The sequence below is a fragment of the Klebsiella sp. JN_Kp122 genome, assembly GCF_040062085.1.
GTDB lineage: Bacteria > Pseudomonadota > Gammaproteobacteria > Enterobacterales > Enterobacteriaceae > Klebsiella > Klebsiella aerogenes.
Map to the genome: position 1 here is coordinate 102137 of NZ_JBEAHW010000040.1, position 18843 is coordinate 120979.

General features: G+C 56.4%; 12 protein-coding genes. 5 read left to right on the forward strand and 7 right to left on the reverse strand.

The features are described from left to right. Positions 1 to 91: 91 nt before the first annotated feature. Entirely contained in the window at positions 92 to 1291 is a 1200-nt protein-coding gene (locus ABLU78_RS16520; protein ID WP_045386163.1) for a nicotinamide mononucleotide deamidase-related protein YfaY, read from the forward strand. Between the two features lies 1 nt (position 1292). Here the strand turns inward: ABLU78_RS16520 and glpC are convergent, their stop codons facing one another. From glpC to glpA, 3 genes are read right to left on the reverse strand one after another with little or no spacing between them, the layout of a single operon-like run. Next, complete coding sequence (gene glpC / locus ABLU78_RS16525) at positions 1293 to 2480, reverse strand: anaerobic glycerol-3-phosphate dehydrogenase subunit GlpC (protein WP_047038218.1); 1188 nt, start codon at positions 2478 to 2480, stop codon at positions 1293 to 1295. Beyond that, the gene (gene glpB / locus ABLU78_RS16530) at positions 2477 to 3736 is read right to left on the reverse strand and encodes a glycerol-3-phosphate dehydrogenase subunit GlpB (protein ID WP_048229137.1); all 1260 of its coding nucleotides are present in this window, start codon (positions 3734 to 3736) and stop codon (positions 2477 to 2479) included. The genes glpC and glpB overlap by 4 nt, the downstream gene beginning before the upstream one ends. Further along, on the reverse strand, positions 3726 to 5348 hold the full coding sequence (glpA, locus tag ABLU78_RS16535) for an anaerobic glycerol-3-phosphate dehydrogenase subunit A (RefSeq protein WP_048229136.1): 1623 nt from the start codon (positions 5346 to 5348) through the stop codon (positions 3726 to 3728). Before glpA ends, glpB begins: the two co-directional genes overlap by 11 nt. Before the next feature lie 270 nt (positions 5349 to 5618). Between glpA and glpT the strand changes: the two genes are divergently transcribed. Continuing rightward, positions 5619 to 6965, forward strand: coding sequence for a glycerol-3-phosphate transporter (glpT, locus tag ABLU78_RS16540; RefSeq protein ID WP_015365615.1), 1347 nt, complete (start codon positions 5619 to 5621; stop codon positions 6963 to 6965). Positions 6966 to 6974: 9 nt separating this feature from the next. Beyond that, positions 6975 to 8042, forward strand: coding sequence for a glycerophosphodiester phosphodiesterase (gene glpQ / locus ABLU78_RS16545; protein WP_048229134.1), 1068 nt, complete (start codon positions 6975 to 6977; stop codon positions 8040 to 8042). Between the two features lie 94 nt (positions 8043 to 8136). On the opposite strand, the gene yfaE is transcribed toward glpQ, so the two are convergent. The 4 genes from yfaE to ubiG form a co-directional block, all read right to left on the reverse strand. Then, positions 8137 to 8391: a class I ribonucleotide reductase maintenance protein YfaE gene (yfaE, locus tag ABLU78_RS16550; RefSeq protein WP_015365617.1), complete on the reverse strand. Its 255-nt coding sequence runs from the start codon at positions 8389 to 8391 to the stop codon at positions 8137 to 8139. Beyond that, positions 8391 to 9521: a class Ia ribonucleoside-diphosphate reductase subunit beta gene (nrdB, locus tag ABLU78_RS16555; protein WP_015365618.1), complete on the reverse strand. Its 1131-nt coding sequence runs from the start codon at positions 9519 to 9521 to the stop codon at positions 8391 to 8393. The genes yfaE and nrdB overlap by 1 nt, the downstream gene beginning before the upstream one ends. A 100-nt stretch (positions 9522 to 9621) precedes the next feature. Continuing rightward, positions 9622 to 11907, reverse strand: a complete 2286-nt coding sequence (gene nrdA, locus ABLU78_RS16560) for a class 1a ribonucleoside-diphosphate reductase subunit alpha (protein ID WP_015365619.1) — start codon at positions 11905 to 11907, stop codon at positions 9622 to 9624. A 346-nt stretch (positions 11908 to 12253) separates the two neighbouring features. Further along, the gene (ubiG, locus tag ABLU78_RS16565; RefSeq protein ID WP_020078258.1) at positions 12254 to 12982 is read right to left on the reverse strand and encodes a bifunctional 2-polyprenyl-6-hydroxyphenol methylase/3-demethylubiquinol 3-O-methyltransferase UbiG; all 729 of its coding nucleotides are present in this window, start codon (positions 12980 to 12982) and stop codon (positions 12254 to 12256) included. Positions 12983 to 13128: 146 nt separating this feature from the next. Between ubiG and gyrA the strand changes: the two genes are divergently transcribed. Together gyrA and rcsC are read left to right on the forward strand one after the other, a co-directional pair. Beyond that, positions 13129 to 15762: a DNA topoisomerase (ATP-hydrolyzing) subunit A gene (gene gyrA, locus ABLU78_RS16570; protein ID WP_015706144.1), complete on the forward strand. Its 2634-nt coding sequence runs from the start codon at positions 13129 to 13131 to the stop codon at positions 15760 to 15762. 131 nt (positions 15763 to 15893) lie between these two features. After that, the gene (rcsC, locus tag ABLU78_RS16575) at positions 15894 to 18746 is read left to right on the forward strand and encodes a two-component system sensor histidine kinase RcsC (RefSeq protein ID WP_048229130.1); all 2853 of its coding nucleotides are present in this window, start codon (positions 15894 to 15896) and stop codon (positions 18744 to 18746) included. Positions 18747 to 18843 lie beyond the last annotated feature (97 nt).

An 18843-nucleotide genomic window follows, 5' to 3' on the forward strand; every position in this document is an offset into this window, starting at 1 on the left:
TCCGGCGCGGCCTTCCGCCGCGCCAAATTTCTTCGTCGCCAGCCCGCGCCTTTGCGCTATAGTAATTCGACTTATCAGGCTGGAGTTCATAATGCTACAAGTGGAAATGCTGTCCACCGGCGATGAAGTGCTGCATGGGCAGATTGTCGATACCAATGCCGCCTGGCTGGCGGATTACTTTTTTAATCAGGGTTTACCGTTAACGCGCCGCAATACCGTCGGCGATGACCTCGACGCGCTGGTGGCTATTTTGCGCGAACGCAGCGAACAGGCGGATGTGCTGATCGTGAATGGCGGCCTGGGGCCGACCAGCGACGATCTTAGCGCGCTGGCGGCGGCGACGGCGAAAGGCGAAGGGTTGGTCCTCAACGCTGAATGGCTGGAGACGATGACGCGATTCTTTGCCGAGCGCGGTCGGCCGATGGCGGAAAGCAATCGCAAGCAGGCGGAAATCCCCGCCAGCGCCGAAATGATCAATAACCCGGTGGGCACTGCCTGCGGGTTCGCCGTACAGCTCAACCGCTGCCTGATGTTTTTCACCCCCGGCGTGCCGTCTGAATTTAAAGTTATGGTCGAGCAGGAGATCGTACCGCGTTTACGTGCGCGCTTCACGCTTCCGTCGCCGCCTGTCTGTCTGCGTTTAACTACCTTCGGACGTTCGGAAAGCGAGCTGGCTCAGAGCCTTAATCACCTGCAGCTCCCCCCTGGTGTGGTGATGGGCTATCGCTCGTCAATGCCGATTATCGAGCTAAAACTAACCGGTCCTGCCGAACAGCGCGATGCAATGCTGGCGCTGTGGCCAGAAGTGCGTAAGGTAGCCGGAGAGAGCCTTATCTTTGAGGGTACGGAAGGTTTACCGGCGCAGATCGCGCGTTGCCTGCAGGAGCGTCAGCTTAGCCTGACCTTGAGCGAACAGTTTACCAGTGGCCTGCTGGCGCTGCAGCTGAGGCGGGCTAACGCGCCGCTTCTCGCCAGCGAAGTGGTGCCGGCGCAGGAGGAGACCTTAGCGCAATCGGCGCGCTGGGCCGCCGAGCGGCGCGTTAACCATTTTGCCGGGCTGGCGTTGTCGGTCAGCGGTCAGGAGGCCGATTACCTGAACTTTGTGCTGGCGACACCGGAAGGTACGCACGCGCTGCGGGTCAAGTTCAGCGCTAATCGTCACGGGCTGTCGGTGCGGCAAGAAGTCTGTGCCATGATGGCGCTGAATATGCTGCGCCGCTGGCTCGACGGTAAGCCGGTCAGCGGCGAGCATGGTTGGATCAACGTCGTCGAGACGCTGTTTATCGACTGATTCAGGCAGGCGCGCTCAGCGCCTGCGCCAGCAGAGTAATGGGATGTTCGCAGCGCTTGCTGGTGGACATCTCAATCTGCCATTTGCAGGTTTCGCAATCGGTAATCACTACGTCCGCGCCGCTCTCCTCAATCTGGCGAAATAATGGCGCGCCAATCGCCTGCGCCGACGAATAGTTTTCCGACTTAAAACCGAAGGTGCCGGCGATACCGCAGCACTGCGAATCCAGTACTTCCAGCTGTAGGCCCGGGATTTGGCGCAGAAGCTCAAGGGTGTATAGCGACCAGCCCATTTTTTCCATATGACATGGGGTGTGATAGACCACCTTCAGCGGCAGCGGGCGCAATGGAAGGGTTTTGCCGGCATCGAGCTGTTTCCAAATCCAGCGGGTCGCTAACTCCACCCGATCCCGCAGATCGCTGTTATCGATATCCAGGAGATGGGGATATTCATCGCGCAGGGTAAAAGTACAGGTTGAAGAGGTGGCGATGATCGGCAAGCTGTTTTCGCGCATGGCGGCGACGTTGCTGTGCGCTTGCTTGCGCGCTTTGTCAAAAAAGCCGTTGGCGATAAGCGGGACGCCGCAGCATTTTTCTTTTGATAAGAGCTGCACGCCGGTACCCAGCGCGTTGACGACGCGAATCAGATCCTTACCCAATTGCGGGTGGTTATAGTTGACGTAGCAGCCATGGAAGAAAGCCACCTGCTCGCTGTACTGCGCCTGTCCGGCGGCTAGCTGGCGGTAAGCGCGGCGAAAGGTGCCGAAGCCATATTTCGGCAGCGTGCGGCGATGGTCGATTTTCAGCGCCGCGTCGAGCAGGCGGCGCACCGGTTTTAACCCCGTTGTGGCGTTGACCAGCGGCGCAAAAGGCGTGGAAAGGGTGCCCATCAGATCGGTATGGCTGAGGATGGCATCGCGCAGGGTTGGTGTTTGCTGGCTGTACTGCGCACGCGCGCGTTGAATAATATCGCCGATTTTCACATCAGATGGACAGGCCACCTCGCAGCGTTTGCAATTAATACAATATTTCAGCGCGTCGTCGTACAGCGCGCCATCTTTCAGACGCAGACGTTCGCCGTCCGGCCCCGCCTGTTTCGGGCCGGGATAGCGCGGATTTACCCGGCTCACCGGGCAGGCGGTGGTACAAACCGTGCATTTTATGCAGCTTTCAAAGCGGGTATCGTTCATGACCGGCCTCCTGCAAGGGCGTGGATCTGTCTGGCGGCATGCAGCGCGGTGACGGCGCAAACGCCGCCGCCGCAGCCGAGTTGAATGGCATCGAAACCGCCGAGCAGCGAGCCGATAGCGAAAAGATTCGTTAGCGGCTGGCCGAGCAGGTGTGGGCGCAGCATAGGGTCGGTCTTCAAACCAAAGCGCTGCCACGGTTGTGATGCGAAGAAATCACGCTGATACCAGCTATCGCGCGCCAGCGTTTGCTGCAGATCGAGGCCAAGGATCGGTTCGCGCACGCTATCACGGGTGGCGACGAGACCGTTACTGAAAAAGCTACCGCTCGCCAACACGGTAAAGCGCGGACGCAGTGCGATATCGCCGTGATTTCGCGTCCAGACGGCCTCGACGGCGCCCTGCTGATGGCTGATTTTCACCACCTCGTCGCCGGCAAGCCAGGTGCCGCCGGTGCGGATGAACTGGCGCTGAAGCTGGCTATGCAGGCGCATCCCCGGCACCGAAGGCGGCAGCGTCGGCAGCAGGCGCAGCGGGCAGGGCAGATGTTCTTGTAGCCAATGCCAGAGGCGATTATCCGCGAGCCCAAAACAGGCGGGCATCATTAGCAGCTCGTACTCTTGCGCCAGCGGCAGCAGCGCGGACTGCAGGGCAGGCCACAGGTTTTCATCATCAAGCACGCGGGCGATGTTGGCGGCACGGAACTCCGTAGGGTTATCGCGCAGCACATCAAGCAGCGATAAATCAATCTCCGCCGCGGCGGCATCCACTCCGCTCTGTCCGAGGGCGGCGGCGGCCAGATGCGGCTGAAAATCGGCAAAACCGCTAATCCCCACCATGCATACGCGTTGCTGCGCGATGGGCGCCAGCGGAACCTCTTCCGGCGACAGCCACGCCGGTCGCAACGTCCCCAGCGGCGTTACCCGCAGGTGCGGTCGGCGCGCTTCGCCTTGCATGTTCGCGCCGCAGGCGGCCAGCAGCGCTTCGGTCTGTCTGGCGTATTCGAGCACCGCGTCGGCGCCGAGGCGGGAGTAGGGGTGTTCAGGAAGCTGAACGGCCAGTTGCTGAAGACCTTGTACGACATCAGTGACGGTATCGCCGTTCGGCAGCGCCGAGAGCAGGTCTAATGAAGCAGAGGAAAAGTGCAGCGCGCTTTGCCCACGGCTGATTATCACGCAGCGCAGGCCGTGTTGATTCAGCGCCAGCCCGCACAACAGCCCGGCCAGTCCGCCGCCGACGATGGCGCAATCAAATTTCATCCTGATGCTCCTTTTGCAGTCCGCATAAGCCGAGGTAGACCCAGCGGGTAAATTCACTTTCGCGCAGCGCGTCGCCCCAGGCGATGGGCTGAACGCCCTTCCAGCGCTCATTGAGAAATTCCGACAGCTGAGTTAACGACTGCGCCCGGGTGGCGACGTTGAAGCGCTGGAGCAGTCCGGCGGCGCGGCAGGCGCACAGTTCACCCTGGCAGGTGCCCATGCCGACTCGGGTACGGCGGCGCAGGTCGAGCAAATTCTTCACCGCTAGATTCTCTACCGCGTACTGCACTTCCCCGGCGGTGACCGCTTCACATTCGCAGACCAGGCTACGGTGCTGGCGGCTGTCGCCGAGCCATGCTGGGGTGCGGTCGCCGTGGCGATACACCGCCGACCCGCGCAGCGGCGTCGGTAGCGAGATAATCTTTTTCAGCGTGGTTTCTGTGGCTTCCTGCGAACCCGGTAGCGGGCGCTCCGCGGTGCGGCACGGCTCAGCATTGCCGAGTTTGCGGCAGACGGCGTCGCTGGCCCATTCCGCCATCAAACGGTAGGTCATCAACTTACCGCCGGTGATGGTGATAAAGCCTTCCATACCGTCGCGCGGGGCGTGGTCGAGCAGCACAATACCGCGGCTGACGCTGCGCCCGCTGGGATCGTCATCGCTGGCGACCAGCGGACGGACGCCGGAGTAGGCGCGTAGCACCCGGGTGCGCCCCATGATCGGCGCCAGTTTTTCACCTTCGCGCAGCAGCGTATCGACCTCTTCCGTCGTCACCCGGTTATCGTCAATTTCGTCATAAGGAATATGCGTCGAGGTGGTGCCAATCAACGAAATGGTATCGCCGGGCACCAGAATATCGGCATCCGCCGGCTTGCGGCAGCGGTTAATCACCTGGTTATTAATGCGGTGATCGAGGATCAGCAGCGAGCCTTTTGCCGGGAACATGGAGATGCGCAGATCGGCGTACTCCGCGATGCGTTGGCCCCAGATCCCGGCGGCGTTGACGACCACCTGTGCGCGAATGTTACGCGCTTCGCGGCGTTGATGATCGTAGATCTGTACGCCGTACACACGATCGCTCTGACGCAGCAGGCCGGTGACCTCGCAGCCGGTAAGGATCTGCGCACCGTGTTCGCGGGCGTCGAGCATATTGGCGGCCGTCAGGCGGAACGGATCGACGGTGCCGTCCGGTACCTGTACGGCGCCAAGCAGCGTAGGGTTGACCGCGGGTTCCAGACGCAATGCTTCAGCGGGGGTAAGCGGTTTAGCATCAATACCGGCCTGCTGACAGGCGTGGATAAAGGTTTGCTGCCAGGCCATGTCATCTTCAGGCAGGGTGATAAACAGCCCGTTGGTGGGTTCAATGCAGTGGCGGGCGATGCGACGTAAAATGCGATTCTCGCTGATACATTCGCGCGCGGATTCGCTATCAGTGACGGCATAGCGCGCGCCGCTGTGCAACAGACCATGGTTGCGGCCGGTGGCGCCGGTGGCGATATCGTGCCGCTCAATCAACGCCACACGTAACCCGCGCAGGGCGCAGTCGCGGGCGATTCCCGCGCCGGTGGCGCCGCCGCCAATAATCAGCGCATCAAATTCTTGCGTCTCGGCCATCTTCCGGTCCTCTACTTTCGTTTTACACCATTTAGCCATATCAATAGTGTGGAATGTTTGATTTCGAGCATATTTGCGCGCAATTCGAGCGTTTGCTGTGATTTTGTGCTCACATTGGAAAATTTTGTCATATATCTGTAACAAAATGTGCGATATTTCACAGTATTAGTTCTACGCTTTGCCTACCATCGCGACCTAATTAGAAGTACGTGAATAAATTAGATTTTTTGCGTCGATGTCAGTGAAACAGCAATGGCCACGGAGGCTGATATGTTAAGTATTTTTAAACCCGCAGCGCATAAAGCGCGTTTGCCGGCGGCGGAAATCGACCCGTTGTATCGTCGATTACGTTGGCAGATCTTTATTGGCATCTTCTTCGGTTATGCCGCTTACTATCTGGTTCGTAAGAACTTTGCGCTGGCGATGCCTTATCTGATTGAGCAGGGCTTCTCTCGTGGCGACCTCGGTTTCGCGCTTTCCGGTATCTCTATCGCCTACGGATTTTCGAAATTTATCATGGGCTCGGTCTCCGACCGCTCGAATCCGCGCATTTTCCTGCCGGCAGGGTTAATTCTGGCGGCGCTGGTGATGCTGGTGATGGGCTTCGTGCCGTGGGCGACTTCCAGCATCATGATCATGTTCGTATTACTGTTCCTGTGCGGATGGTTCCAGGGGATGGGCTGGCCGCCGTGTGGTCGTACCATGGTGCACTGGTGGTCGCAGAAAGAGCGCGGCGGGATTGTCTCAGTGTGGAACTGCGCGCATAACGTCGGTGGCGGTATTCCGCCGCTGCTGTTCCTGCTGGGGATGGCGTGGTTTAACGACTGGCACGCGGCGCTGTATATGCCGGCCTTCGGCGCGATCCTGCTGGCGATTTTTGCTTTCGCGATGATGCGCGATACCCCGCAGTCCTGCGGTCTGCCGCCGATCGAAGAGTATAAAAACGACTATCCGGATGACTATAGCGAAAAGCACGAAGAAGAGCTGACGGCGAAGCAGATCTTTATGCAGTACATTCTGCCGAACAAGCTGCTGTGGTACATCGCGATCGCTAACGTCTTCGTTTATCTGCTGCGCTACGGCATTCTGGACTGGTCGCCGACCTACCTGAAAGAGGTCAAACACTTCGCGCTGGATAAATCTTCCTGGGCCTACTTCCTGTATGAGTACGCGGGGATCCCCGGTACTTTGCTGTGCGGCTGGATGTCGGACAAAGTGTTTAAAGGCAACCGCGGCGCGACCGGCGTGTTCTTTATGACCCTGGTGACGATTGCCACTATCGTTTACTGGCTGAACCCACCGGGTAATCCGGGCGTCGATATGGCCTGTATGATCGTCATTGGCTTCCTGATTTATGGCCCGGTGATGCTGATCGGTCTGCATGCGCTGGAACTGGCGCCGAAAAAAGCTGCCGGCACCGCTGCGGGCTTCACCGGTCTGTTCGGTTATCTCGGCGGTTCCGTAGCCGCGAGCGCCATTGTTGGCTATACCGTCGATTTCTTTGGCTGGGACGGCGGCTTCATGGTGATGATTGGCGGTAGCGTACTGGCGGTACTGCTGTTGATTATCGTCATGCTTGGCGAGCGTCGTCATCATCAACAACTGAAACAAGCCTAAGGAGCGGCGATGAAAATGAAACTTACCGCGTTAATGAGTGGAATGATTTTGGCCAGTTCTGCGCTGTGCTTCAGCGCGGCAGCGGCTGATAAAATTGTCATTGCCCACCGCGGCGCCAGCGGGTATCTGCCGGAACATACCCTGCCGGCGAAAGCGATGGCTTACGCTCAGGGGGCGGATTACCTTGAGCAAGACCTGGTGATGACCAAAGACGACCGGCTGGTGGTGTTGCATGACCACTATCTCGATCGGGTGACTGATGTTGCGCAGCGTTTCCCGCAGCGGGCGCGTAAAGATGGCCGTTTTTACGCCATCGACTTTACCCTGGCCGAGATTAAGTCGCTGAAGTTCACCGAAGGTTTTGAGCCGAAAGATGGCAAAAACGTGCAAACCTATCCTGGGCGTTTCCCGATGGGCAAATCCGATTTCCGTATTCATACCTTCGAAGAGGAGATTGAGTTTGTACAGGGGCTAAACCATTCGACGGGTAAAAATATCGGTATCTACCCGGAAATCAAAGCGCCGTGGTTCCACCATCAGGAAGGCAAAGATATTGCCGCCAGCACGCTGAAAGTGCTGAAGGAATATGGCTACACCAGCAAGCAGGATAAGGTTTATCTGCAATGTTTTGACGCCAACGAGCTCAAACGCATTAAGCATGAGCTGGAGCCGAAGATGGGGATGGATCTCAATCTGGTGCAGCTCATCGCCTATACCGACTGGAATGAAACGCAGCAGAAACAGGCCGATGGTAAATGGGTGAACTACAGCTATGACTGGATGTTCAAGCCGGGGGCGATGGCGCAGATTGCGCAGTACGCCGACGGTATCGGCCCGGATTACCATATGCTGGTAGCGGAAGGCTCGAAGCCGGGCGCGGTGAAGCTGACGGCGATGGTAAAAGAAGCGCATGCCAGCCATCTGCAGGTGCATCCGTACACCGTGCGCGCGGATCAGTTGCCGGAGTACGCCACTAACGTTAATCAGCTCTATGACGTGCTGTATAATCAGGCGGGCGTCGACGGCTTGTTTACCGATTTCCCGGATAAAGCGGTGCAGTTCCTGGACGCGAAATAAAACAAAAGGGCCGTAAGGCCCTTTTTTATGTTTTCCCCCTCTCCCTGTGGGAGAGGGCCGGGGTGAGGGCATCAGGCCGCACACATCGACAACACTACATCTCGATCTCAATATCGCCTTTCGCCCGGCAGCAGCAGGGCAAAATTTCTCCCGGCTGGATAAACGCCAGCGGTTCGGTCAGCCAGTCAACCTGGCCTGACACCAGACGCGTGCGGCAGGAACCGCAATAGCCTTCGCGGCACTGATACTCCACGTCGATGTTATGCGATTCAAGCGCGGCCAACAGGGAAGGATGTTCATCCTGACACTCAAGGCGAGTGTCAGAAATCCTTAAGAAAATCCGCTTCATTACAGCTGGAAATTGCTCAGATCGTCGGCGTCGACTTCAGAATCGATCTGGCCGACGAGGTAAGAGCTGACCTCCACTTCCTGCGGCGCGACCTGAACGTTGTCGGAAACCAGCCAGGTATTGATCCATGGGATCGGGTTGGAACGGGTCTGGAACGGTAGATCGAGGCCCACCGCCTGCATGCGAATATTGGTGATGTACTCGACGTACTGGCAGAGAATATCTTTGTTCAGGCCGATCATCGAGCCGTCGCGGAACAGATAGTCCGCCCACTCTTTTTCCTGCTGCGCCGCCAGCACGAACAGGTCATAGCACTCTTGTTTGCACTCTTCGGCGATTTCCGCCATTTCCGGATCGTCGCTGCCGGAGCGCAGTAGGTTCAGCATATGCTGAGTGCCGGTCAGGTGCAGCGCTTCATCGCGGGCGATTAGGCGAATAATTTTGGCGTTGCCTTCCATCAGCTTGCGTTCGGCAAAGGCGAAAGAGCAGGCGAAGCTAACGTAGAAGCGGATCGCTTCCAGCGCGTTGACGCTCATCAGGCAGAGATACAGTTTCTTTTTCAGCTCGCGCAGATTCACGGTCACGGTTTTGCCGTTAACGGTGTGGGTACCTTCGCCCAGCAGATGCCAGTAGCTGGTCATTTCGATCAAAGAATCGTAATAGTGAGAGATGCCTTCCGCGCGTTTCTGGATCTGCTCATTGGTCACGATATCGTCGAACACCGTCGCCGGATCGTTGACGATGTTGCGGATAATATGGGTGTAGGAGCGCGAGTGGATCGTCTCGGAAAAAGCCCAGGTTTCTACCCAGGTTTCCAGTTCCGGGATGGAAATCAGCGGCAGCAGCGCGACGTTCGGGCTACGGCCCTGAATGGAATCAAGCAGCGTCTGATATTTCAGGTTGCTGATGAATATATGCTTTTCATGTTCCGGCAGCGCCTGATAGTCGATGCGATCGCGCGAAACGTCGACTTCTTCCGGGCGCCAGAAGAAGGAGAGCTGCTTTTCAATCAGCTTTTCAAAGATGTCATATTTTTGCTGATCGTAGCGGGCCACGTTAACCGGCTGGCCAAAAAACATCGGCTCAAGCAGTTGATTGTTTTTCGTCTGTGAAAAAGTGGTGTATGCCATGAGTGGGTCCTGTTGAGATTGTATCGCCCGGCGACACTGCGTTTGCCGGGCCTACAAAACCGTAGGCCGGGTAGGCATCGCGCCACCCGGCAAAAATACTTTAGATCTTACATGCGCCGCTTTCGCAGCCGTCGTCCTGAATTGACGGGGCCAGGTCATCCTGGGCGTCTTCCGCGCCATCACGGGTGTTGTGATAGTACAGCGTTTTCACGCCGAATTTATAGGCGTTGAGCAGATCTTTCAGCAACTGCTGCATCGGCACTTTTCCGGACGGGAAACGCGTCGGGTCGTAGTTGGTGTTGGCGGAAATCGACTGATCGATAAACTTCTGCATGATGCCGACCAGCTGCAGATAGCCGTCGTTATTCGGCATTTCCCACAACAGTTCGTAGGCGTTCTGCAGATTTTCGTAATCCGGAACGACCTGGCGCAAAATCCCATCTTTCGACGCTTTGATGCTCACGTGGCCGCGCGGCGGTTCGATGCCGTTGGTGGCGTTGGAGATCTGCGAAGAGGTCTCAGACGGCATCAGCGCGGAGAGCGTGGAGTTACGCAGGCCGTGAGTCTTAATGGATTCGCGCAGCTGCTCCCAGTCGAAATGCAGAGATTCGCTCACGATCGCATCCAGGTCTTTCTTATAAGTATCGATCGGCAGAATACCCTGCGCGTAGGTGGTTTCATTGAACCACGGGCAGGCGCCTTGTTCGATAGCCAGTTCGTTGGAGGCCTTCAGCAAATAGTACTGAATAGCTTCGAACGTTTTGTGCGTCAGATTGTTGGCGCTGCCGTCGGAGTAGCGCTTGCCATGTTTCGCCAGATAGTAAGCGAAGTTGATAACGCCGATACCCAGCGTACGACGACCCATCGCGCCACGTTTAGCCGCCGGGATTGGGTAATCCTGATAATCCAGCAACGCATCCAGCGCGCGCACCGCCAGTACCGCCAGATCCTCCAGCTCATCGAGGCTATCGATGGCGCCAAGGTTGAATGCCGACAGCGTGCACAGCGCAATTTCGCCATTTTCGTCGTTCACATCGTCCAGCGGTTTGGTCGGCAGGGCGATTTCCAGGCACAGGTTAGACTGGCGCACCGGCGCGACAACCGGGTCGAACGGGCTGTGGGTGTTGCAGTGGTCAACGTTCTGGATATAGATACGGCCGGTAGAGGCGCGTTCCTGCATCATCAGCGAGAACAGCTCAACGGCTTTAATACGCTGTTTGCGGATACTGTCGTCTTTTTCGTATTTAGTGTACAGACGTTCGAACTCGTCCTGATCGGCGAAGAACGCATCGTACAGGCCAGGAACGTCGGACGGGCTGAACAGGGTGATGTCCTCGCCTTTCAGCAGGCGGGTGTACATCAGCTTGTTGATCTGCACGCCGTAGTCCATGTGGCGAACGCGGTTGGCGTCGGTGCCGCGGTTGTTTTTCAACACCAGCAGGCTTTCGACTTCCAGATGCCACATCGGATAGAAGAGGGTGGCCGCGCCGCCGCGAACGCCGCCCTGCGAACAGGATTTCACCGCGGTCTGGAAGTGCTTATAGAACGGGATGCAGCCGGTGTGGAAGGCTTCGCCGCCGCGGATTGGGCTACCCAGCGCACGAATGCGGCCGGCGTTGATACCGATACCGGCGCGCTGGGAAACATATTTCACAATCGCGCTGGAGGTGGCGTTGATCGAATCCAGACTATCGCCGCACTCGATCAGTACGCAGGAGCTGAACTGACGGGTTGGGGTACGCACGCCAGACATGATCGGCGTCGGCAGCGAGATTTTAAAGGTGGACACCGCGTCATAGAAACGCTTGATATAGTCCAGACGGGTCTCACGCGGATAGTTAGAGAACAGGCAAGCCGCAACCAGAATATAGAGGAACTGGGCGCTTTCATAGATTTCGCCGCTGACGCGGTTCTGCACCAGGTATTTACCTTCCAGCTGCTTAACGGCCGCGTAGGAGAAGTTCATATCGCGCCAGTGGTCGATAAAACCGTCCATCTGCTGGAACTCTTCTTCCGTGTAGTCTTCCAGCAGATGATGATCGTATTTACCTTTTTCGACCATGTTCACCACATGGGTGTACAGCGCCGGCGGTTCAAACTGGCCAAACGCTTTCTTGCGCAGGTGGAAAATCGCCAGTCGCGCGGCCAGGTACTGGTAGTCCGGCGCATCGCGGGAGATCAGGTCCGCTGCGGCCTTAATAATGGTCTCGTGGATGTCGGCGGTTTTAATGCCGTCATAGAACTGAATATGCGAACGCAGCTCTACCTGGGAAATCGAAACGTTATTCAGTCCTTCTGCCGCCCAATCTAGTACGCGATGGATTTTGTCGAGATTGATACGCTCGGTGCTACCGTCGCGCTTTGTCACCAGCAGACTCTGATTCATGTGGTTTTTACCTGTCCGTGAGAAAAAATATCCCCCCATTTATCCACAGCCAGTCGTTGTGACTAACTCTGTGGATAAATACTATATGTAGGGGGTTGTCGATAAAAAGAACGCTATATGGTGAGTTATTTTAGTAAGGATTCTTTTGAGTACAAGGGTTGATTTTGACGTTAATTTGAGGTTGCGCAGGCGTAATAATCGCTAAGTCCACGCCGTATAAGGCCTGGAGAAGAAGTCAATAAAACAGAAAAAAAAATCAAAATTTGATCGAGTGCTGATTTCTTCGTCGGAAGGGAAAATTGCGCAGCTTGATGCCGCGCAATCATCATCATAAAAACGTATGACGTTATGCTTTTTTCGCCGTTGTATGCAACATATAGTTAACATCAACGCCCGGCGCCAGCTTGAAGGTATTGGTGAGCGGATTGTAATGCAGGCCGGTAATGTGCTGCTCTTTCAGAGGAGTCTGATCGATCCAGCCGATGAGCTCCGCCGGCTTGATAAATTTCTTAACGTCATGCGTACCTTTTGGCACCATTTTCATCACGTATTCCGCGCCGACCACGGCCATCAGCCACGCTTTGCCGTTGCGGTTAATGGTCGAGAAGAAGACCTGGCCGCCGGGCTTCACTAGCCGAGCGCAGGCGTGCACTACCGACTGTGGGTCAGGGACGTGCTCGAGCATCTCCATACAGGTGACGACGTCGTACTGCTGGGCGTGCTTCGCCGCATGCTCTTCGACGGTCTCCTGCACGTACTCTACCTGAACGCCGCTCTCCAGCGCGTGCAGTTTTGCGACCTGCAGCGGCTCGAAGCCCATATCCAGACCAGTGACCGTCGCACCTTCGCGCGCCATGCTTTCGGCGAGGATGCCGCCGCCGCAGCCGACATCGAGCACTTTTTTGCCGAACAGGCCGCCGGAGCGTTCGGCAATATAGCCAAGGCGCAACGGGTTGATGCGATGCAGCGGTTTGAACTCGCCTTCTAGATCCCACCAGCGCGAGGCGACGGCTTCAAATTTGGCGATTTCATTGTGATCAACGTTGGGGGCCACCGACGGTTTTTCGGCATTCATGGGCGCTTTTACTCCTTTTCTGTTCTGACCTGCGAGTATATCAGCAGACTGCCACGAATAAACCGTATTGCTTTACCTCTATTACGACGGCTGTGTTATAATTTGCGACCTTTGAATCCGGGACACAGTAGAGGGATAGCGGTTAGATGAGCGACCTTGCGAGAGAAATTACACCGGTCAACATTGAGGAAGAGCTGAAAAGCTCGTATCTGGATTATGCGATGTCGGTCATTGTTGGCCGTGCGCTGCCGGATGTCCGAGATGGCCTGAAGCCGGTACACCGTCGCGTACTATACGCCATGAACGTATTGGGCAATGACTGGAACAAAGCCTATAAAAAATCAGCCCGTGTCGTTGGCGACGTAATCGGTAAATACCACCCGCATGGTGATACCGCCGTTTATGACACCATCGTACGTATGGCGCAGCCGTTCTCCTTGCGTTATATGCTGGTCGATGGCCAGGGTAACTTTGGTTCTGTCGATGGCGACTCCGCTGCAGCGATGCGTTATACGGAAATCCGTATGTCGAAGATCGCTCATGAGCTGATGGCCGATCTCGAAAAAGAGACGGTTGATTTCGTCGACAACTATGACGGCACGGAGAAAATCCCTGACGTCATGCCGACAAAAATCCCTAACCTGCTGGTGAACGGTTCTTCCGGTATCGCCGTAGGTATGGCGACCAACATTCCGCCGCATAACCTGACGGAAGTTATCAACGGCTGCCTGGCATACGTTGATAACGAAGACATCAGCATTGAAGGGCTGATGGAACACATTCCGGGCCCGGACTTCCCGACCGCCGCTATCATTAACGGCCGTCGCGGTATTGAAGAGGCCTATCGTACCGGTCGCGGTAAAGTTTACATTCGCGCGCGCGCGGAAGTCGAAGCTGACGCGAAAACCGGTCGTGAAACCATCATCGTGCACGAAATTCCGTATCAGGTGAACAAAGCGCGCCTGATTGAGAAAATCGCCGAGCTGGTGAAAGAAAAACGCGTTGAAGGCATCAGCGCGCTGCGCGACGAATCTGACAAAGACGGTATGCGTATCGTTATCGAAGTGAAACGCGACGCGGTGGGTGAAGTGGTTCTTAACAACCTCTACTCCCAGACCCAACTGCAGGTTTCTTTCGGTATCAACATGGTTGCGCTGCACCACGGTCAGCCGAAGATCATGAACCTGAAGGACATCATTGCGGCGTTTGTTCGTCACCGCCGCGAAGTTGTCACTCGTCGTACTATTTTCGAACTGCGCAAGGCGCGCGACCGTGCGCATATCCTTGAAGCGCTGGCGATTGCGCTGGCTAACATCGATCCGATCATTGAACTGATTCGCCGCGCGCCGACGCCGGCGGAAGCAAAAGCGGGTTTAATCGCGCGTTCATGGGATCTGGGCAATGTCTCCGCGATGCTGGAGCGCGCCGGCGATAACGCCGCACGTCCGGAATGGCTGGAGCCAGAGTTCGGCGTGCGTGACGGCCAGTACTATCTGACCGAACAGCAGGCTCAGGCGATTCTGGATCTGCGTCTGCAGAAACTGACCGGTCTGGAGCATGAAAAACTGCTCGACGAGTACAAAGAGCTGCTGGATCAGATTGCCGAGCTGCTGCACATCCTGGGCAGCGCCGATCGTCTGATGGAAGTTATTCGCGAAGAGCTGGAGCTGGTTAAAGAACAGTTTGGCGATGCACGTCGTACCGAAATCACCGCCAACAGCGCTGATATCAATATCGAAGACCTGATTAACCAGGAAGATGTTGTCGTGACCCTGTCGCACCAAGGCTATGTGAAATATCAACCGTTAACCGACTACGAAGCGCAGCGTCGTGGCGGTAAAGGTAAATCGGCAGCGCGTATTAAAGAAGAAGACTTTATCGACCGTCTGCTGGTGGCCAACACCCATGACACGATCCTCTGCTTCTCCAGCCGTGGTCGTCTGTACTGGATGAAAGTGTATCAGTTGCCGGAAGCTAGCCGCGGCGCGCGTGGTCGACCAATCGTCAACCTGCTGCCGCTGGAAGCTGACGAGCGTATCACCGCTATCCTGCCGGTTCGCGAGTACGAAGAGGGCGTTAACGTCTTTATGGCGACCGCCAGCGGTACCGTGAAGAAAACGGCATTGACCGAGTTCAGCCGCCCGCGTTCTGCCGGTATCATTGCCGTCAATCTGAACGAAGGCGACGAACTGATCGGCGTCGATCTGACTTCTGGCCAGGACGAAGTGATGCTGTTCTCCGCCGCTGGTAAAGTGGTGCGCTTTAAAGAAGACGCCGTTCGCGCGATGGGCCGTACCGCAACTGGCGTACGCGGTATCAAGCTGGCGGGCGAAGATAGCGTCGTGTCGCTGATTATTCCTCGTGGCGAAGGGGCGATCCTGACCGTGACGCAAAACGGTTACGGCAAGCGTACCGCGGCCGAAGAATATCCGACCAAGTCGCGTGCGACGCAGGGCGTTATCTCTATTAAGGTCACCGAACGTAACGGTTCCGTGGTCGGCGCCGTGCAGGTCGATGATTGCGACCAGATCATGATGATTACCGATGCGGGCACCCTGGTGCGTACTCGCGTTTCTGAAGTGAGCATCGTGGGTCGTAATACTCAGGGCGTGATTCTGATCCGTACCGCGGAAGATGAAAACGTTGTCGGCCTGCAGCGCGTGGCTGAGCCGGTTGACGACGAAGAACTGGATGCCATCGATGGCAGCGTAGCGGAAGGCGATGATGATATTGCGCCGGAAAACGACGCTGACGACGACATCGCCGAAGACGAAGAGTAATCGTCGCAGGTAAATGTTCTGAAAGGGCCGGGTGTTATCCCGGCCCTTTTTGCATTAACATTGCGGCAAAGCCCATTTACCGCTACTTTAACCCCATTCTGTTGAGCCCCTGACGACCGAGCATTGCCCCATTGAAATATCTTGCCTCGTTTCATACGACCTTAAAGGTTTCTCGTTATCTGTTCAGAGCGCTGGCGGTTCTGCTATGGATGCTAATTGCCTTTGTCTCCGTGTTTTATATCGTTAACGCATTGCATGAACGTGAATCGGAAATTCGTCAGGAGCTGAATCTTAACGCCGACCAGGCGCAGCGCTACATCCAGCGGACTGCGGATGTCATTAAAGAGCTGAAGTACGTCGCAGGCAACCGCGCGGCGACCGGGAGCGAGGGTAGCGCGTTACTTGCCAATAGCGGCAATATCACAATCCCTAATTTTGAACCGCTGTATCCGGATTCCGACTGCGGCGCAATGAGCGGCGCCTGGCGCAACTCACTGCAATCGCTGGCGTGGTTCATGCGCTACTGGCGGGATAATTTCTCTGCCGCCTACGACCTGAACCGTATTTTTTTAATTGGCAGCGACAACCTCTGCATGGCTAACTTCGGCCTGCGCGATATGCCGCTGGAGCGCGATCAGGCGCTGAAGGTGCTGCATCAGCGTATCGAACAATATCGCGATGCGCCGCAAAACGAGCGCGGCAATAACCTGTTCTGGATTAGCCAGGGCGTGCGTCCAGGCGTCGGTTATTTCTATGCTCTGACGCCAATCTACATGGCTAACCGCCTGCAGGCGATGCTCGGCGTTGAGCAGACTATCCGCATGGAGAGCTTCTTTACGCCAGGTAGCCTGCCGATGAGCGTGACGATCCTCGACGATAACGGTCAGCAGCTCATTTCCCTTGCCGGGCCGGATAACAGCATTAAACCGGAAACCCGCTGGATGCAGGAGCGGATGTGGTTTGGCTACAGCTCTGGTTTCCGCGAGCTGGTGCTGAAAAAGAGCCTGCTGCCATCATCACTGAGCATTGTCTATTCGGTTTCCGTCGATCAGGTGCTGGAGCGTATCAGGATGCTGATCCTCAACGCTATCGTGCTGAATATCCTGACCGGCGCGATCCTGTTCGCGCTGGCGCGTATGTATGAACGGCGGATCTTTATACCGGCGGAAAACGACGCTCAACGGCTGGAGGAACATGAGCAGTTCAACCGTAAAATCGTTGCCTCTGCACCCGTCGGGATCTGCATTCTACGCACGCAGGACGGCACCAATATACTGAGTAACGAACTGGCGCATAACTATCTGAATATGTTGACGCACGAAGACCGCCAGCGGCTCACGCAGATTATTTGCGGCCAGCAGGTCAACTTCGTCGACGTGTTAACCAGCAACAACACCAACCTGCAGATTAGTTTTGTACACTCGCGATATCGTAATGAAAACGTCGCGATTTGCGTGCTGGTTGACGTTTCCGCCCGTGTGAAAATGGAAGAGTCGCTGCAGGAGATGGCCCAGGCGGCGGAGCAGGCCAGTCAGTCGAAATCGATGTTCCTCGCCACCGTCAGCCACGAGCTGCGTACGCCGCTGTACGGCATTATTGGCAACCTCGACCTGCTGCAGACCAAAGCGTTGCCGAAGGGCGTCGATCGGCTGGTGACGGCGATGAATAACTCCTCCAGCCTGCTTTTGAAGATTATCAGCGATATTCTCGACTTCTCGAAAATTGAGTCTGAGCAGCTCAAAATCGAGCCACGAGAGTTTTCGCCGCGCGAGGTGATGAATCATATTTCGGCGAACTATCTACCGCTGGTAGTGCGCAAGCAGCTTGGACTGTACTGCTTCATTGAGCCGGATGTCCCGCAGACGATGATTGGCGACCCGATGCGCCTGCAGCAGGTCATTTCCAACCTGCTGAGTAACGCCATTAAATTTACCGATACCGGCTGTATCGTGCTGCATGTACGGCGCGCCGGCGACTATCTGCAAATTAGCGTACGTGATACCGGCGAAGGGATCCCGGCGAAAGAGGTTGTGCGCCTGTTCGACCCGTTCTTCCAGGTTGGTACCGGGGTGCAGCGTAATTTCCAGGGAACCGGCCTGGGACTGGCTATCTGTGAAAAACTCATCAGCATGATGGATGGCGACATTGACGTGGAAACTGAACCCGGCATGGGGAGCCGTTTCACCATTCGCATTCCGTTATACGGCATGCAGCAGATGCCGCCGCTGTTGGCCGAACAGCACAGCAACAGCACCTGTTGGCTGGCGATTCATAATACGTCACTGGCGCTGTTTATCGAATCGTTGCTGCAATATCATGGTCTGACGGTACGGCAATTTGCTGGCCAGACGCCAGCCGCTGACGATATTTTATTAACCGATGATGAACTCAGCGGGCGTTGGCCGGGAAGCGCTGCGGTGATCTTCTGCCGTCGGCATATCGGTATCCCCGTTGAGCGCGCGCCGGGAGAGTGGTTGCATAGCGTCACCACGCCGCATGAACTTCTGCCGTTGCTGGGACGCCTGCTGCATCTGGTGCTGGCGGTAGAAGAGAATGGTCCGGCGCTGTCGGCTCACGACGCGCCAACGGTCAGCAATGACGACATGATGATTCTGGTGGTCGACGATCACCCGATTAACCGCCGCCTGTTGGCCGATCAGCTTGGCTCACTGGGTTATCAATGCGTGACGGCCAATGATGGCGTCGATGCGCTTAACGTCCTGAGTAAACAACATATTGATATTGTTCTCAGCGACGTGAACATGCCAAACATGGATGGTTACCGTCTGACGCAGCGGATCCGTCAACTGGAGATGACGCTACCGGTTATTGGCGTGACGGCAAACGCGCTGGCGGAAGAAAAACAACGCTGTCTGGAGTCGGGAATGGATAGCTGTCTGTCAAAACCAGTGACGCTGGATATCCTCAAGCACACGCTGGCCACCTATGCCGCGCAGGTGCGTAAAGCCAGAAAAACAAGCTGAAGTCGCACTTTATCGTGTTGAGATCGCCCCGGAGCGCGATGCTTTCCGGGGGGGAATAAGCCTTCAGAATGGCCCGGAAACGGCGGCTTGCCGCCAT

Excerpts from the sequence above, each read along its gene's own strand:
- glpT (WP_015365615.1), top strand. The coding sequence starts at position 5,619 with ATGTTAAGTATTTTTAAACCCGCAGCGCATAAAGCGCGTTTGCCGGCG.
- glpB (WP_048229137.1), bottom strand. The coding sequence starts at position 3,736 with ATGAAATTTGATTGCGCCATCGTCGGCGGCGGACTGGCCGGGCTGTTG.
- ubiG (WP_020078258.1), bottom strand. The coding sequence starts at position 12,982 with ATGAATGCCGAAAAACCGTCGGTGGCCCCCAACGTTGATCACAATGAA.
- glpC (WP_047038218.1), bottom strand. The coding sequence starts at position 2,480 with ATGAACGATACCCGCTTTGAAAGCTGCATAAAATGCACGGTTTGTACC.
- glpA (WP_048229136.1), bottom strand. The coding sequence starts at position 5,348 with ATGGCCGAGACGCAAGAATTTGATGCGCTGATTATTGGCGGCGGCGCC.
- glpQ (WP_048229134.1), top strand. The coding sequence starts at position 6,975 with ATGAAAATGAAACTTACCGCGTTAATGAGTGGAATGATTTTGGCCAGT.
- yfaE (WP_015365617.1), bottom strand. The coding sequence starts at position 8,391 with ATGAAGCGGATTTTCTTAAGGATTTCTGACACTCGCCTTGAGTGTCAG.
- nrdA (WP_015365619.1), bottom strand. The coding sequence starts at position 11,907 with ATGAATCAGAGTCTGCTGGTGACAAAGCGCGACGGTAGCACCGAGCGT.
- gyrA (WP_015706144.1), top strand. The coding sequence starts at position 13,129 with ATGAGCGACCTTGCGAGAGAAATTACACCGGTCAACATTGAGGAAGAG.
- ABLU78_RS16520 (WP_045386163.1), top strand. The coding sequence starts at position 92 with ATGCTACAAGTGGAAATGCTGTCCACCGGCGATGAAGTGCTGCATGGG.
- nrdB (WP_015365618.1), bottom strand. The coding sequence starts at position 9,521 with ATGGCATACACCACTTTTTCACAGACGAAAAACAATCAACTGCTTGAG.